This is a genomic window from Shewanella sp. 30m-14, from assembly GCF_052977125.1.
Genome location: NZ_JBRILW010000013.1, coordinates 65,881 through 83,636 on the forward strand (window position 1 = coordinate 65,881; position 17,756 = coordinate 83,636).

13 protein-coding genes are annotated in these 17,756 nt (G+C 38.5%); 2 read left to right on the plus strand and 11 right to left on the minus strand.

The annotated features are described in order from the left end of the window. Window positions 1-372: 372 nt before the first annotated feature. Window positions 373-1,395 carry a hypothetical protein gene (locus tag ACVBIU_RS11420; RefSeq protein WP_447163789.1) on the plus strand — a complete coding sequence of 341 codons (1,023 nt, stop codon included), beginning with the start codon at window positions 373-375 and terminating at the stop codon, window positions 1,393-1,395. A gap of 380 nt (window positions 1,396-1,775) precedes the next feature. Further along, window positions 1,776-2,969, plus strand: coding sequence for an integrase domain-containing protein (locus ACVBIU_RS11425; protein ID WP_447163788.1), 1,194 nt, complete (start codon window positions 1,776-1,778; stop codon window positions 2,967-2,969). A gap of 460 nt (window positions 2,970-3,429) precedes the next feature. Here the strand turns inward: ACVBIU_RS11425 and ACVBIU_RS11430 are convergent, their stop codons facing one another. The 11 genes from ACVBIU_RS11430 to ACVBIU_RS11480 all read right to left on the minus strand — a co-directional run bounded on the left by ACVBIU_RS11430 (window position 3,430) and on the right by ACVBIU_RS11480 (window position 17,756). Beyond that, window positions 3,430-4,518: an HNH endonuclease gene (locus ACVBIU_RS11430; protein WP_447163787.1), complete on the minus strand. Its 1,089-nt coding sequence runs from the start codon at window positions 4,516-4,518 to the stop codon at window positions 3,430-3,432. After that, window positions 4,518-6,290: a restriction system-associated AAA family ATPase gene (locus ACVBIU_RS11435; RefSeq protein ID WP_447163786.1), complete on the minus strand. Its 1,773-nt coding sequence runs from the start codon at window positions 6,288-6,290 to the stop codon at window positions 4,518-4,520. Before ACVBIU_RS11435 ends, ACVBIU_RS11430 begins: the two co-directional genes overlap by 1 nt. Before the next feature lie 12 nt (window positions 6,291-6,302). Further along, the gene (locus ACVBIU_RS11440; RefSeq protein ID WP_447163785.1) at window positions 6,303-7,928 is read right to left on the minus strand and encodes a restriction endonuclease subunit S; all 1,626 of its coding nucleotides are present in this window, start codon (window positions 7,926-7,928) and stop codon (window positions 6,303-6,305) included. 8 nt (window positions 7,929-7,936) lie between these two features. Further along, entirely contained in the window at window positions 7,937-9,643 is a 1,707-nt protein-coding gene (locus tag ACVBIU_RS11445; RefSeq protein WP_447163784.1) for a type I restriction-modification system subunit M, read from the minus strand. Window positions 9,644-9,658: 15 nt separating this feature from the next. Then, on the minus strand, window positions 9,659-12,469 hold the full coding sequence (locus ACVBIU_RS11450; RefSeq protein WP_447163783.1) for a type I restriction endonuclease subunit R: 2,811 nt from the start codon (window positions 12,467-12,469) through the stop codon (window positions 9,659-9,661). Window positions 12,470-12,861: 392 nt separating this feature from the next. After that, entirely contained in the window at window positions 12,862-13,437 is a 576-nt protein-coding gene (locus ACVBIU_RS11455; protein WP_447163782.1) for a recombinase family protein, read from the minus strand. Window positions 13,438-13,593: 156 nt separating this feature from the next. Then, the gene (locus ACVBIU_RS11460; RefSeq protein WP_447163781.1) at window positions 13,594-14,688 is read right to left on the minus strand and encodes a tyrosine-type recombinase/integrase; all 1,095 of its coding nucleotides are present in this window, start codon (window positions 14,686-14,688) and stop codon (window positions 13,594-13,596) included. After that, window positions 14,672-15,163 carry a helix-turn-helix domain-containing protein gene (locus ACVBIU_RS11465; protein ID WP_447163780.1) on the minus strand — a complete coding sequence of 164 codons (492 nt, stop codon included), beginning with the start codon at window positions 15,161-15,163 and terminating at the stop codon, window positions 14,672-14,674. The genes ACVBIU_RS11460 and ACVBIU_RS11465 overlap by 17 nt, the downstream gene beginning before the upstream one ends. Next, window positions 15,156-15,356: a helix-turn-helix transcriptional regulator gene (locus ACVBIU_RS11470; protein WP_447163779.1), complete on the minus strand. Its 201-nt coding sequence runs from the start codon at window positions 15,354-15,356 to the stop codon at window positions 15,156-15,158. Before ACVBIU_RS11470 ends, ACVBIU_RS11465 begins: the two co-directional genes overlap by 8 nt. 126 nt (window positions 15,357-15,482) lie before the next feature. Further along, complete coding sequence (locus ACVBIU_RS11475; RefSeq protein WP_447163778.1) at window positions 15,483-16,472, minus strand: hypothetical protein; 990 nt, start codon at window positions 16,470-16,472, stop codon at window positions 15,483-15,485. 420 nt (window positions 16,473-16,892) lie between these two features. Next, window positions 16,893-17,756, minus strand: a complete 864-nt coding sequence (locus tag ACVBIU_RS11480; protein WP_447163777.1) for a hypothetical protein — start codon at window positions 17,754-17,756, stop codon at window positions 16,893-16,895.

Consider the following 17,756-nt stretch of genomic DNA (forward strand, 5'->3'; position numbering starts at 1 on the left):
CAGAAGCAAAAGATGACATAGCATACTCATACTTAATCTCTTTAACTCTACCTACATGTGTTTTGTCATCAATCCTTTATAGTATGAGTAACAATATAGTAGATATAGAATCAAACCATTTCACAAAATCTTGGGCTTATTACGTATATGTTATCGGATTAGTTACCTGCATGGGAGCTACCTTCGCTTCCATCGCTTGCCTAATTACAATACGCACAGACCTTGAAACAACTACATATAGTTTTGCATTTTGCCTTATTGTGCTGTTTGTGTTCAGACAAGTCCAAGTCAGAATAATCAAAGATGCATCCGCTTCTAGAAAATATTTAGAAAGTAACCATAAAAACCAGCAACTAGATTAGTAAAATAAAAATGAATGAACTCCTAAACCTTGTAAATATTGTTGCCACCCCACTAGTGGTTTTTGTTCTTCCCATATTAATGTTTTTGTATAAATATCGGCATTCTGATAACAAAGACATCTCTTTTATCAAGTACTCCTGTACCTTTGATGCCACTCATGGCTTAGCTAGGCAACCATTATTTTGGGTAGCAATCGTCTATCCAATAGGATTGTTCTTTTTTACAGGGTTGTACGCTTGGGCTGGTACTAACTTTGATATCTCTGCGACGGGGTTTAACCAGTTTATCGAAATAAGTAAGCTACCTCTTGGTTTGCTTGCACTATCGCTCCCCCTTGCAGTTTTAACAGCTCGGCTTCATGGCACTAAACAAACAGCAATGCAAATCCAGAAGACTGAACAGCAAATAAAAGAAGCACAACAAAAGAATAAAACTGACCTATATTTAGCTCACTACAAACACTTCTGTGAACACATAGACTCTATATTAGAAATTATTGAACTGGATTATGGGGAAATAACAATTTTAAAGAAAGACCTTTACAGAAAACTATACCCTGACTCATCTTTAATAAATGGACCAGGGGATATATCTCACAACATTTACAACATCACTCTTAAACACATCCAAGGAATTAACGTTCTGATTAGCAAAGTTAAATATCAAAATATTGATATAGAAGAATTTTGTAGCATTTTATCCATTTTAACTAATCGCACTATCGCGACACTACAACAATTATCAGTATCAAATTTTGATAAAACAATTGAACATCAGCTTATGACTTATAACTATTTTGCTGAAAAAACACTTTTCATTAATTATAGTAGTTTTTCATACATCCCGAGATTGATTAACTCTATTACAACATTAATATACTCCTATGAAGCCCCGTTACCAGAAGAGATGCAAAATAAACTTGTCTATACTAGAAAAGAGCATGAAAAAACTAATAGATCTCGAGTTCAAAGTTTGTTTAAAGCATCCTCATTAATCACTGTAGAAGAGGAGAAAAACCACTCCCCATTTTAAAGTTATAAAACGGATCTTCTATCTAATTTTACTTCGACATAAATTTAACTATCACAGAATGGCGGCAGAATGGCGGCAACCATTTAGAAAGGCTAACACCTTCTAACAGATGCCAACCCGTAACATATTGAAATTATTCTAATCACGCGTTATTACGGGCTATTAGATAGGATGTAGGCTTTTTGGACGCGGGTTCGAGCCCCGCCGCCTCCACCAAATATAGGAACAAAGACGTCTCAGGACGTCTTTTTTTCTGCCTGAAATTTATAAAATCAATGACTTAGCGTCCATTAGCGTTTATTGCCATCCCATAGCAGCTTGAGTTTTAGTTAACACCTAATGTAACATCGGAGCCAAATCCTGATTTAGGTGTTACAACCATGCCAAAGATAATTAAACCTCTCACAGCCACCTCAGTCGAAAACGCAAAGCCTAAAGATAAAGAATACAATCTCTCAGACGGAAGAGGACTATCGCTTAGAGTCAAAACCGGTGGTTCCAAGTTTTGGTTGCTTAACTATTCCCGTCCAGAAACAAAGAAACGAGCCAACCTAGGTTTAGGCACCTACCCTGATGTTTCACTAGCAGAAGCTAGAAAGCGCAGAGAATCAGCCAGAGAGTTGCTTGCTAAAGATATCGATCCACAAGACCACCAGCTACAACGTAAAGCTGTAGTAAAAATCGATGCTGAAAATACTCTCAAATCTGTAACTGATGCTTGGTTTGAAATAAAAAAGCAGAAAGTCTCTGAAAATCACGGTCAAAAGCTCTATCGACGCCTGGAACTATATTTGTTCTCAGAGCTGGGTGAAAAACCAATCAGTGCCTTAACCGCCCCACAAGTCATTCAAGTGCTTAAACCTGCCGAAGCTAAAGGCAATATAGAAAGCTGCAAACGGGTGATCAGCTGGCTAAACGAAGTGATGACCTTTGCAGTTAATACTGGCCTGATACATTCAAACCCGCTTATTGGCATAACAGCAGCCTTTGGCGTCCCAGAGAAAAGGCAAATGCCTACACTCAAGCCAGCAGAGCTACCTGAGTTTATCGAAGCACTTACCTACTCTAGTATAAAGATAACCACTCGCTGCTTAATTGAACTGCAGCTGCACACTATGACCCGCCCAGCAGAAGCTGCAAAAGCGAAGTGGACCGAAATTGATTTTGATAAACAGCTTTGGACGATTCCAGCTGAGCGCATGAAGATGAAGCGTGAGCACATAATCCCTTTAACACCTCAAGTTCTCGCATTGCTAAAGCGCATGCAGCCAATCAGTAGTCACTTGGAATACATATTCCCTGCTGACAGAAACCCGAACAGACATACCAACACTGAAACCGCCAATATGGCGATCAAGCGTATGGGCTATAAAGGCCGTTTAGTGGCTCATGGCCTTCGAGCATTAGCCAGCACTACACTGAACGAGCAAGGCTTTGATGCTGAACTTATTGAGGTATCACTGGCTCACGTAGATAAGAACACCGTTCGAGCGGCCTACAACCGAGCAGACTATATCGAACGACGCAGAGAGCTTATGTGTTGGTGGAGCGAGCATATCTGCCAGCCAGGATAAGTGATAAGCGCCTTAATATAACTACATAGTCACCTAATCAGGTGTCATTTAATTTATATTTAGATAACGGCATGGGTGTCATGGGCTACATGGGAGCTCACTGCTTACATCATGCTGCACAGCAACATCTAAGGCGCTGATTTAAAGTATTTTAATATTAAGTAGGATTTATATACCCCTGAATGTACCCGTAGGATATTCGACTGAATAATTAATCTGAACCTTTACCCCTCCAGCTTTCGTCAGTGTAATTGGCGGTTATTTTTGTTACCATTATACTTTTTAAACAGCCTGAGCAGAAATGAACAGGTTCGAGCATTGTGTAGACCGCAAAATAATGAAAAGGTTTATAAGGGCTTGCTAATTATAAATCATAGGTTCCAATCGCGGGCTTGTATTCTTCACGGCTCAAGCTTCCTCCTAAATAATTTACTTATCTATAAGCAATCTTACTACGGCATTAGTTATCAAAAATACCTGCATCGTTGCAGCCTATTAGAAATGCTTTTTTGAGAAAGTTACTATCTGAGAAAGGCTGGTTGGTTGCAGTGTCAATTTCGGCTTGAAACATGTCTTCAATTGAGAGTTTATAATTCTTTCGCTCTTCCAGAACTCGGTTAATCCATGCTTTACCATCGGTTTCGATACAGCATTTAGCTTTGTAACGCTCGTCAATGCCGTATACATCTTTCCATGTTTCAATCTCTTCTTCGAAGTGTTCGGCCCAAAAGGTTATAGCAATATCATTAGGCTGTAAGTTGTCGACATTAGAAGATTTTAGAACGATGCTAATATCTATATGGCAAGGTGTTTCTGAGTACGGGTAAAAGCTCTTTCTTTTTTTTGCTTCTTCATTTTTAATGATTCTCTTTAGTACAGGGTCTTTACTCAGTTTATAAGCACTATTACATTCATGGCATGCGGGAGCTAAATTTTTAAAATTTAAAGAATTAAAGGGATACCTAAATTTGGGAAGATAGTGATCATATGCCTCTCTGCGAGTGTGATAAATCCCTCTTAAATCATTTATTCCACAGAAAGGACACTTACCGACTTTATTTTCGGTAAAGAAAGCTTTGTTATGGAGAACCATCCCCTTAAAAAACTCCTTAATTTTAGCTAAACCTAGAAACGAATTGTCATACAATCCTCGATAAAATTTTGCCAATTGCTCTCCTAGTTTCGGATAAATCGACATTAGCGTGCTATACAAAACTATATCTTGCCCTTCTGGATTACCACAAATATGCTCTATAGAGTTATTTGCTAGATACCATGATTTTAGCTGTGAAATGTCATTGGAATTAAGTGAACCAAATAACTTATATATTTCTTTTACATCTTTATAAAACTGCCTCCCTCTTTCTGGGCCTTGTTTAGAAAATCCAAAATAGGACATTAATTCTTTATAAGTATCATTAGATTCAAAAAGATCAGGAGAAAAACTCACTCCGATTGGCGCTGAACACCAAACGTCTTCAAAGATGAAATTGAGTAGCTCTTGAATCTTTTCCATTTCATGAGGCACATAGGTGTATGGAAATAGCATTACCCATTCCCCTCCATGCTATCGAGTATTGTTTTAATCAATAGAACTTTTTCAATAGAGTCCCCAAGCTTATTGTTGATGTCATTTACGAGTTGTTTCTTATCTACATCTTGTTTTTCAGATTTAACTTTAAAGTCATTTAATAATGATTGAGCAAGGCCTCCAATGGTTTCTGGTTTATCAAAGGTTGCCATCGTAATTTGATTTATAGATGCGCCTAACGTGTTGTATTCAGGGTTGCTAACTGAGACATTCTGCTCATTTTTCTCAAATACTAAAACCTTCTCTCGCACGCTATCAGAAATAAGAAAAGGTGTATGAGTTGTAATGAGCATCTCTTGACTATCACTATCGCTCAAACTCTGGCGTAAACGAGATATAAAGTTCGCTCTCCACTGCGGGTTAAAATGAGTTTCAGGCTCATCCAGCAAAAACAGGCTATTGGTATCCCTGAACAATAGGCATAAACCTAATGTATGAATAAGCTGATGTTCTCCATCAGAAAGGCTTTTAAGCAGTACTGGTTGTTCAATATTTTTTTTATTAACCCAAAAATGTTTGATACGCATTATGCGTTCATCAGAGGGGAGACTAGGCACAGTTTCGCCTACATAAAGGCTATTCGACTGGTATAAATCTGTTTTTAATTTATCACTTACAGAATAAAGGTTTAATGTTAGTAGCACTTGCAGCGCTTGAAACAGATCTAATGCCGAATTAAAGTTGTTTTGAAAAGCATTACGCGTAGCTTGGTTTACGCAATAATCTAAATATAACGAATCGGTTGAGTCATCTTCAAACCAACTGGTAGCACAACGTTTGAGGCGAGTAATTGCAGGTGAAAATTTTCCGTAGGAACTAATCGATTTGGCTTGCTCTTCTCCGATCTCATCTGAAATCTCTTTTTGCATAGATTCGTCAGCTTCCAAAAGGGATACTAAATCTACCTGATAAGTATTGTTTTCACTGTCAAATTTTAAACTAGGATTGTTACTACCAAAAGCATTGGCAGCTTCAGAAGTCACTGTAAATTGTCGCTTGATAATAATGCGAAATTCATTAAGTTTTTCTATACCTACTTCTTCTCGAAAAGGAGCAAGCGTATTGTCAGTTTGATAAAGTAGATTACTTAATAGAATAGCCTGACTGAAACTGTTATCTAAATAAATCAAGCGAGAATCAGGTGTGCCTGAATAGGGTAGTTGTTGCTGTAATGCTTGCAAGTATTCATCATACTGTACAAAACGCATTTTAAAAAACGGCAGGCTGAGAATCTCATTTTCACCTGATGAATAACCGATGATGTATTGGGGCAATAATATGTCAGCATACCCACCAGAAAAAACTTCATTCTTATCAGTTTGAAATTCACTTTGATTGTTCCAAAGAAAACGAACTGATGAGCCAGGTTCTTTCCACACACTTACACTTGCCCATTCAGGACCTTTAGGCGATATATAGTCTTTTGGTACCTTTATCAGGTAATCAAGTTCGAATGAGCAGAGAGCCTCGTCTTGCTCATTATCTTGTAATATTTCAGGCAAAAAATTACGACGGATTCGAAGTATTTCTAACTGATAAGATATGGCTGCTAACGCCTCCAGCAAGTTGGATTTTCCACTGCCGTTAGGCCCTGCACAAATAAAGGGCGCAAACTCTGAAAGCGCCTTTTCTTCTTCAATCTGCCTGTCTTTACGAAAATAATGCTCGAAACCTGATTGCAGGCTTCGAAAGCCTTTAGGGTCTGAGATTTTTATTCTTATTAATTTCATCCGTGAATTCGCTTAATTTAGCTTCTTTAAAAGTATTTTATTGCCTGGCTCAATTGTCGATTTGCCATCAACTTCAACTTCAATCATATCTGTAGTTTGTTCAATGCTTCCATTTTTAATAGCATCAAAAATTTCACTTTTGATATGGTCGTAATCGCTCAAGCCAACCTCAAACGGGTTATCATTCTCGTCTAAACAATCTTGGGTGGTGAAGCTAACGCTTTGCCAAAAGAGGCTGATATCTAAATCACTTTCTTTCTGATAATGCTCAAGCCATTCATTAAACCATTTACTTAATTGTGCTTTACGCAATTCATGGGCTGTTAAAATTTTAGCATCAAACGGGCTAAGAAGCCGTATCGAGTTTTCGGTACTACTTACAGGTGTTTTCATTAGTTCATCAGAACTAATATTGTCCGTATGGTCTTCTTTTTCACTAGGAAGTGGCACTAGAGACAGGTCTAGTTCGCCTTTGAATGCCTTTTGACTCAATGCGCCATAAAGTGTTTCTAAATCATCTAAACTGTTTTGATATTTAGCTTTGATGTTTTCAATTTTGCTATGAATTTCTGAGAACGCTCGTTGGACATCAATAGGCGGAAGCTTAATTTTGGTTTCTTTGATAATCCCAAGGTTAAGACCACTCATAATCGCACCTCTATTCTTACTTTTGAATTGATTCAAAATATAGGGACTAGAGTGGATTGAATACGATATGAACGTAGGGTTTGCAAGTTCCACATCAAGAGTAATAGCAGCTAAATGCTTTGTATTTATTGCTAAAGGAATGTCTTCCGGAATAACTGCACTTCGGCCTATAGTGCCCATTATTGTTACAATCACATCACCTGGAAAAATTGTATAACTCTTTAACTCTTGATATTTTTTTTCAGTAATAAATCGCTTTTCACTCCAAGCAAATTTATTTTGAACGGCATTATCTATACCCAATACTGCAACTTTTCCATCAGGGGTAAATTCATCATGTTTTAAGTTTGAACCAAATGGCCCCGTTCTCATTGCCCTTTTATGAGTAGCTGCAAGGTCTTTTATTTCTTTTAGCGGCCACTTTTCGTAGCCTTTTGACAGTGGAGAAAACATATCCAAAAATATACTTTTCACTAAATCATCAAGTTGCTGAATACTTTGCTTACGTACAATAATAAGCGCTTCAACGCTGTCAAGAAGATGAGCAATTCGTTTTTGGTCATTTATATCGTCAGGTATGGGGATCTCGATTGCCGCAAGTGATTTTGAATTTAGTGTTTTACCCATTGCGGCTTGGTTGGAACCTAATAGCCTCGCTGTTTTCAAAGCGTAATATAAATAACTCGAATCTAATTTTTTTGGATCTTTAATTACAAATGCCGCTATAGCTTCATTTGTATATAGATCAGTGCCCGCAAAAGCCATTTTACCAATTGTTAACTTAAAACTAAAAAGTAACGTGCCCTTGGTAACTAATTTGATTCTAGTTTCGTCAACTGCTGAGTCTGTTATCTCCTCTTTGGTTTTGGTAATCACTTTTTCATTTAGGTCACGAATAGATACCCATTTATGCCCTTTACCCCAGTATCTCTTTTCTTTTCTTGCTGGGGTCTTTCCCATAGAAATATCTAAGAGTTCTGATAGCTTCACAAGTCTCATTAAAGCATTTCCTCTAGATCTAGCAAATCTCTTATAAGGCCACTTGTTATTTTGTTTAGTTCATTTGCGCCAATGTCACCGACCTCACTTCTCAGCAAACGCTTCAAAATCACTTTTGGAGCTTCGTATTCAACTTCTTCAAATACATCCTCTTTATAACGAGAGAGGGAAAGATCATAGTTATTTTCTTTACTGGCAATTTCATCCCTTGGCACCATAAAGCACTTGCGTTCAGCGGTAATCTTTCTATCTTCGCAATCTGCTTCTGCATCACGACTATAATACTTAGTAAGCACATCTTGCACGTCACCAAAACCTTCTTGTTTGGTACGTTTATCATCTAATGAGTAACCATCAGCTTGTAACTCGTAAAACCAAGTGTATTTAGTCGCTGGTTCTGTGACTTTGTCTTTTGCACCCCAGACTTTTGTAAACAGCAATATTGCGGTGCTAACACCAGCGTAAGGCTTAAATACACCGCTAGGTAGAGTAACGACTGCTTTTAAGTCGCAACTGTCAACTAAAATTTTTCGCAGGTCTACGAAGGCTTTACCCGCGCCAAAAAGAACACCTTGTGGAATAACAACGCCAGCAGTACCGCCTTTTTTCAATAAACGATAAATATTTTCTACAAATAACAGTTCGGTTTTTGTTGTGCTAAGGGTTAGGTTTTCGTTGATGTCGCCTTTATCTATGCTGCCGGTAAAAGGCGGGTTAGCCATAATGACGTTATATTCACCTTCTTCGGTATAGCTTTTACTGAGTGTATCTTTGTAGTCGATGTTTGGCTCATTAACACCATGCATCATTAAGTTCATTAAACCTAAGCGCACCATAGTGGCATCGATGTCATAGCCGTGTAGAGAATCTTGTAAGATATTCTGTGCATTTTCAGTAAGACCGGCAGCAACAGATGTACGGATAAAACCGTCTTCATCCGGCGTTAAGTCTTTTGCACCTGCTTTTTTAGCCAAATCAGTTACTATGTATTGATAAGCACCTAATAAGAAGCCACCTGAGCCGCAGGCCGGGTCTGCAATTTTATCACCTAACTTAGGTTGAACTAAATCGGCAACTAATTTTATGATATGACGTGGTGTTCGAAATTGGCCATTTTTACCAGCACTAGCAATTTCTGATAATAAGAACTCGTATACATCACCTTGAATATCTTGGAAGTTATCGGTGTCTTCTAGCATTAATGCAAAGATTTCATCGATAGTTTTTACTGCTTCGACTAATAACGCTGGCTTTGGAATAATAAATACGGCATTACGCATATGGTGGGTAAATTTAGACTCGCCACCATTTAAGTCTTTTAAAAATGGGAAAACCTTGTTTTGAACGTGTTGCAGCATGTCTTCTGCTTGCATGCGTTTAAACTCGCTCCATCGTAAATTACTTTTATCAATGGCATAACGTTTTTCGTCTTCAAGTTTTTTTTGCCACTCTTCATCAGTGTCTGAATCATCTTTACGTGCACGATATTCTGGGGGGATCCATTCGCCAACGAATTTTGATGTATAAGGCTCATCGCTCCATTCTGCATCGGCCTGACTCTTTTGGTCATTATCATCAAGCTTTTTCATAAACAGTAGGTAAGTGATCTGTTCTATAGCGGTTAGTGGGTTGGAGATGCCGCCACTCCAGAACTTATTCCAGAGTTGGTCAATTTTGCCTTTTAGTTCAGGGTTGTTTTGTAACATTTAAATACCTATTGCTTAAGCCGCTAACTGCTGGGTTAGCTGTAAAATTTCGTTGATTTCAGCAGGACTAAACACACCACGAATACCTTGTGGATGAATAATAGTGAACGGAGAATTGATGAGGTCTTTTTTGACGACCTTTTCACGTTCGATAATAAAAGTTTTTAGTAAACTCAAAAATTCTAGTTGTCGGCTGCTGAGGTTTGTATGCTGTTGGTTGAATTTGTCAAAAGCTTCGCTGACGGTTTCAGGAAAGCTCTTTAACGTTTCAATGCCTAAAATGTGGCGAATGAACTCAATAAATTGAGCCTTTCGGTTTTTGTAGACCTGCCTGAGCAGGTCTTCTGTAATATGCGGATGTTCGGCATGCAATATGTCTGCAAGTTTTGCTGCATCAGTGGTGCTTACTGTTTGACCATCACGTATTTGTTGTAAAGTCGGATTAGAAAGCGTCAACTCAGTAATAAGTTGTTCAACCATTTCTTTATAGCGACTGACACTTACGGCCTCATGTTGAGGACCAAATTCAACCATTTCTTTGTTGTGTAGGATATCGGTTAGGTCTAATTCTGTTTGACCTTGTCTTTCGTCCGGTTCACGAAACTTCATTAGTGGACCAAGCTTAGTATTTAGCTGTTCTAGCGACAGGTCGAGCTCATTGAATATTGTGCTGTTCCAAAAGTGATTAAATTGCGCTTCACGAATGATATTTTCTTCTGCTTTAACAAAGTTAACCGACAGAGGCAATTCACTTATTTGAGCTACTATGCCTTCTTGCAGCACCTCAGCCTTTTGTTGCTCGTCATTGAGCTTGGCTAGGGAGTATTCGGCTAAGTCACGTTCGAAACGCATCGCTTTAAAGTCTAGCTCTGATAATATTCTGAATAATGGCTTTATTTCAGCTCTTAAAAAACCCATTTTTTCATGAGTGAGCTTTATCCAAAAGTTATCGTCGTCGACTTTGGCTAATGAAGCTGAAGCTTCGTTTATTACCACTGAATTTTTTGGCAGTAAATTTATAAGTTCACGCAGCTTTATTACTTCTCTTTCGGCTACTTCAGCTTCACCAATATCATTAGCTTTTTCAATTTTATCGAGTTTAATTCCGACAAGCTTAACCGGTAAAGGTAGCTGTGGCTTTAGCTCCTTTCCTTTTGGATTGAGTTTGAAGTACTCGAAGTTATCCCAACAGTCGAGGATAAGAAATACGTCTTTTTCTGTACACCATGGTTTTATTTTTTTAGGTTCTAAAAGACGTGTGCCTCGGCCAATCATTTGCCAGAACTTTGTGTATGAGTAAACAGGTTTGGCAAAAACAAGATTGACTAGCTCGCGTATATCAATACCTGTATCAAGCATGTCAACACTAATTGCCACACGAGGCATATCGTTGTTGGTGAATTGGTCTAGCAAACCACCTTTGCCATAAACCCTAGGATCTTCTGATACTAAAACCTTAGCAAGCTCGCCATTATATTCGGGATATAGTTTGTCGAATATTTCTTCAATTCTTCTAGCATGTGCTTTTGAACCACAAAAGAAAATAGTTTTGCCTGGTAACACTCCATCAGAATCTTTAATGGACTCTTCCATAAATTCTTTAACGATGAGGGTGTTTGTGCCTTTGTTTATGACTTGTTTTTCTAATTGGGTACCTTCGAAGTTAATTTCTTCTACATCCTTACCTTCAAGGATCAGACGCTTTTGATCTTCTAATGATATTGTCCGTTTACTAATTCCTTCAATTTGGAATTTTGTCTGGATCTTCATTACTTGGAAGTTACTTAAAAACGGTGGTGTGTTGTTTACCGCTTCTTCGTAGGTATATGCAAATGACGGAAGGCCATCTTCACAATAGAACAGTTGAAATGTGTTGTGATCAATAACATCAGTAGGTGTAGCGGTTAGACCAAGTGTAATAGTTTTAAAGTAATCTAGTACTTCTTTATAGGTGTTATATATAGAGCGGTGGCTTTCATCAACCACTATTAAATCAAAGAAATGTGGAGATAAATGTTGAGACTCATCACGTATGATATTTAGCATTGTAGGATAAGTTGAAACATATATCCTACGGTCTTTTGCTATTAGTTTCTCACCTTCGTTTGGCCAGCGTGGCTCATTAGGTAAATGTTCTTTAAAAGCTTCAATGCCTTGTTCACGCAATGCAATTCTATCCACTAGGAAAAGGACTTTTTCTGCATGCTTAGCTCGCATGAGAGCATCAACTAAAGCAATACATGTACGAGTTTTACCTGTACCTGTAGCCATAACTAACAAGAAGTCGCGTTGTTTTTTATCAATTCCCTCTAGAACAGAGCGAATTGCACGAAGTTGGTAATCTCTGCCTGCAATTTCTGTATCGATTAGCTCTTGAGTGAGCTTTTTCTTGTTTCTACGAATATATTGGAAACGTTCTAAGTCATCTATTGTTGGGTATCCAACAACTTTTCGAGGTGGAGCGTTTTCTAAATCCCAAAAATATATGTCGTGGCCATTTGTATAGAAGCAGAAAGGTAGTTCGCCACCTCGTTGTTTCTGAATGTTATAGCAATACTGTTTTGCCTGTTCACGGCCAAGTGCAGCGTCTTTACTGGATTTCTTGGCTTCAACAACAGCTAATGGCTTACCATTTTTTGCGAGTAATACGTAGTCACTGAATTGGTGACCTTGATAAGGCGTTTGAGGCTCTTTAATGCCTTCAGGGAGATCAACAAGGATGTCAAACTCATGAACAACTTTCGTTGGATCCTTCACATCCCAACCGGATTGCCCAAGTTGTTTGTCAATTATCACGATTCGAGTTTGCGCTTCTGTTTTTGTCATCCTTTACCCCCCAAGCTTCAAAAAAACTCTTCGTCAATTTTTTGGTACGATACCGGTTTATGTCTGCTGCCGAAGATGTGCCGTTACACTAGCTTGGTTAGTTTTTTACCGTTGATAGGTGACGAAACGAAATGTGTTATTTTAGCCAGCTTCCTATAACCTATCTCTAGTTTGAGGTCGAATTTAGTCCACTATTCAGAAACAGGTCTAATGATATTTTGATTTACCATTTAGGATTGAGAGATTACGTTAAAAATGCCTTAGCAGCAATGATCTAGGTATAGAGATACAAAGTAATCCCATTTCATGCTAAAAAGCTAACACGTATATTAAAGAAACTTATCTAACTAATACAATATGGAGAAAATTTCCGTCCTAAAACGCTAATTAACCTACAGATTAGATTTATTCCAATGTCTTTTAACGGTGGCAATTCCCAAACCTAATACTTCAGCAGCTTTAGATTGAGATAGGCCCTCTGTTTTCTTTGCTTGTACAGAAACTGTGGTGGCGTGAGCTTGTGGCCTGCCCAGCTTTTTGCCTTGAGCCTTAGCTCGCTCAAGTCCTTCTTTTGTTCGCTCTCTGATCCGATTCCGCTCGAACTCGGCAAAGGCAGAAAACATCTGTAGCATCAGCTTGCCCTCAGCACTTGATAGATCGACTACGGGGAGATCAAGGCAAACAACCTTTATACCTTTTTCGGTAAGCAAGTTAATAGTGTTCTGTACGTCGATGTTATCTCGACCTAATCGGTCTAGTTTTAAGACCACCATCATATCGCCACGTTCCATCTGGTGATTGATAAGCATCTTAAACTTCTCACGCTTCATCGCTTCAACAGAACCAGAGATTGTTTCACTGATAGTGCGAGCATGATTCACCTCATACCCTTTTTGCCTGATAGCAATAATTTGATTCTCTGTGGTTTGCTCTGTCGTAGAAACACGACAATAGGAAAAGATACGCATTGGTTACTCACTTTATGGAAGGTATCAAATATAGGGGTATCATATAATTAAGGTACCATAAAAGATAGACCCTAATTTTATGACACCGATATTAAATAGGTAAAGCTGGTATCAATATACGAATGTTTATTGATACCAGCTTTGAGATAATGAAGTTTACTTATTTAGCATCTTCATCATGGTTTGTTGAATTAACGCTTCCATGTCAGGTGATGCCTCCACTCGAGGTTTAGCTAACGTTTTTAACAGCTCTTCCTGCCTATAATCAGGCACATCACCGTAACTATAAAAACTGGTCAACACGCTTTCATGCCCTAAATTTTGGCTCCATGCTTTAAACTCTTCAGGCGTTCGGCAAAGGTTCTCACCTAGCCTTACCAAAGTATTACGGAAACTGTGAGGGTTAAAGTAAGGCAAGCCAACAGCTTCAAAGGCATGTTTAAAGCTCTTGCGGATTGGGCTTGCATTACTCCAACTCTCCTTAAGCAATCCTACAGCTGTGAATTGTTGATTGTCGTTGTGTGCCAGCTTCGTCTTAGGAAACAACGGATCATTAGGAGTATACCCAAGCTCTCCAGTCAAACACTCAACCCACTCTGCCAAAATTTTTGATGGCAGCTCTCCCACGGGAAAAAAGTAAGTGACAAACGTTTTACTAAACTTGGTCTTAACTTCCCTAGCATCTTGATAGAAGCTTTGTTCAGCAAGATCAACGTGCTTGATCTTAACCGAAGCAACCGCCCCATCTCTTGCACCAGTTAGGAGAACAAAGGCAAGTAATGCTCTATCACGCATTTCGAATAATGTTTCACAAGGCATCGCTTCCAAGGTCTGCATTATTTGCTCGACCGTTGCTACGTTTCTTTTACGCTTGGTATTTGCAATACGGGTATCTTTTTCAGAGAGATTGAAATACTCAATATCGCTATAGTTAATTTTTGCTCCATAGCCTTTTTGCGTTACCAGAAATTGGAAGAAACCTTTCAAGTGTCTCATGGCCGTAAGTACCGTGGCTTTGCTCAATTTATCACCTGTAGCCACTGACTTTTTAGAAAGAAGTTGCTTCTTAAAAGCGATTGCATGCTTAGCCCGAAATTTTTTAAAGTCTAAGAAATTTGTTGCCTCGTCAAACCGATTAATCGATCTCAGTACACCATCAATCGTAGAGTCATCTAGCTGTTTTGCTTCTCTCAAATACTTTGCGTATTCGTATATAATTCGGGTGTTTTTCGCACTATTTTTTTTCATCATTAAATACCTTAGCTAAAGGATAATTTAAGGGCTTTTGACCTATCAGGATTAAGTGCTTTTCAGCTATCGGTAATTTCCCTCCAAGATCTGTCCAAATTTGGTTAACATCACACCAAGAAACATACTTATTTGCCCGCTTTCCACACTCACCACAGCGGCCTGTCATTTGCGCCATGCCTGCAGGCTTTGCTATAAACTCAAGCGAATTTATACTTGGTTTTTTGGGGCTTTTGCACTTGAAGCAGGGCACCTCTTTAAGCTCACATCGATACAGATATGTTTTACGCTTCTGTTTTAAATACAACTTCAAGTCAGCACCTTGAATTAGTAAAGGACGTGTTTCGTCGATAACTGGCAAGCCAGCATGAATCCAATTACGTACAGTTTTAGGGTGAGATCCCAATGTTTCGCTAGCTTCATCAACGGTGTAGCTGCGATGGATTTTAATTCGGTTAGGATTAAAACGCTTACTCATTATTAGCCGCCTTAGATGCTGTAATGCGATCATCAAGCCATTGCTCAATGTCTGATTCAAGCCAACCGACCGCACGATCACCTATTGAAATACTTGCGGGGAATCTCCCCTTTGAAATACGTAAGTAGATAGTGCTGCGTGATAAACCAACCTTCGCTATAACTTCAGGTAAACGCATAACTTTTTGGAACATAAAAAAACCTCTTAGCTGTTAATAGGACAGCGAAGAGGTTATGCAAAAGAGAGGCGCAGAAAACGCAACTGCGGAAAGCAAAAACGCAATTGCGTTTTTATTTTGCTATGAATCAGTTAGGTCGTATCAACTTTTAATCTCACGCACCTCTTTGATTATTTTTAGAATGGTTTTCTCCGATATTGACATACCAGCCTTATCGGCCATTAGTTTAATTGGAGATGTGAGACCTTTAAGGAAAGGGTTTATCCCCTGCTCTTCTAACAATACACTGATGAGAATAAGGTACGAGTTTCGTTCTCTTGTGCCCAATGGCTTTTCGGTTTTGGCGAGATCTATATGTTCTTCATCTAGCGATTCCACAAAACGTGTTAGCTCATTTTTTCTAATGACAAATTGACAACTATGATCTTCAAGAGTAATCGAATCTTCAAACATCTCATCATCAGTAAGCCCAACTTGCATGATGTCAGACAGATGTCCTAAGGAATCGATTTCAGCTCTGCTTAAGTATTCTGATACATCATCACAATTTAAAAAGTCATCTATTGTTAGGCCTTTAGGGTGTAAAAAACTCTCCAATTCTTGTTCCAACATCACCATGTTTTCAAGTGTTGGCGGAGGTAAGAGGCTAATTTGAAGTTTACAGATCAACCCTTCTCGCTTTAGAAAGATCCCTGTTACTGGAGCAACTAATGGCTCTGGTCCACCAACCTCTTTTTGATAAAGCTGCTCAACATCTAAAGTCTCCATCCCAATCATGGCCAAATCCCAAATACCATCGATTAGATGCACTTTGTCGTTAAATACAAGCCACTTATTGTCTTCAACCTCCAAGAAATCATCTAAGGAAATTAGATATTCTTCATCTAAAGCCTCGTTCGTCACCAAGTCATACGCTACTGGATGGCCGTTATTGTCGATATATGGTTGAGTTATAAACTGCCCGTTTAGTGCATATGCCTGATTAAGCAATCGAACTGACAAGGTTAGTTGCTTTTCTAGTGCAAACATATATATATCAGTTAAAGAGACTTGCTCTTCCAGAGAAGATGACAAGTAATTAGCTGCCTCTCCCAACGTGAAAAACTTCTTTAATTTAAATGTTTTACTCATTTAAGTTTACTTTAAACCTATGTTCCAGCAGCAATTGAAACTAAAATTTTCCATTAGGCCAATATATAAAAAAAACCAATGCAAAAAATAACTTTATGCTGCCATGACAGAATATGGCGGAAAGTATCGTAACCAATAAGAAAACGCGAATTTATTTGATAAAACTGATAGCTACATGCTTGTCGTCTCGACAATGTACCCGACCAAGAGCAGTGCCTCTACGGCAATTTAATGTTGTCATTTGCTTGGGACGCTAAACTGGAGAAACAAGAGAAACAGGAGCTTTCTAGCATTTACTTGAGGTAATGATTCATGCTTCAGCAACAATCATTTTCAACTCAAAAAAACTAGGTAGGCATGCCATTGTTACGAAGGATGCTGTCAGCAGGTATACCGAAGATATAGGGGCTAATCTAGCCATCAAACTACATGAAAGTTGGTCTCCGAATATTTGTTTTTCCTATTAGCGTTAAAGCTTGGATCTAGGTTGAGGTTTGCATCTATGAGCTCACCAGTTCCAAGGCAATCATATAAATCTCTTAGCAACGCTTTCGCTTGAGGTAAATATACGTAGCGAAATTCAGTACTTGGATAAATTTCTATATATTTTTTGACTAACTCCCCTATGCTAATACCCACCTGCTCTATCTCTTGCCACTGCATTCCATCTTTCGTACCAGAGCAATGAAGGTAGTTTATATAGATACCTAAATTTTCAATCTGTTCTTGATCTAACACTTCATCAAAAATCACTCCTTCAATAACGCTTTCACAAGTCACTAGCTCATTGGGAGATTTTTTTATATTTAGTTCAGCCCTCAGGTTATTTTGATTTATCACTTTGTTTTTCAGCAACTCTTGATACTTATTCAACTGAATATTTAGTAACCGGTCTAGCTCGCTCAAGCGCGCTTCCTTTTCTAAATGCGCAACTTGTCCTTCAAGTGCAAGACGACTTTTTTCTGCTTCTTCTTTGGTTGCTGTTAGCTCTTCTCTTGTTAACCTCAATTCTTTCATCTGCAGACGTATAGACCAAATGAGTAAACTAACAGTGGCAAAGCCCAAGATTGGGTTGAGCGTACCACCGATAAAATCACCAAACTGCGCAAAGGTTTCCTGTGTACCTAAGGAGCCTTTGAACTGAAAGAAATATAAAACCAAAATACCAATTGCTGCAAATACAACAACTATCATAGAAGCCTTCAGCAAGCTTGGAAATATATCTTTTTGATTCCTATTAGGGTTAACAGGTTGATTTGAAACTCGACCATTTTTATCACTCAT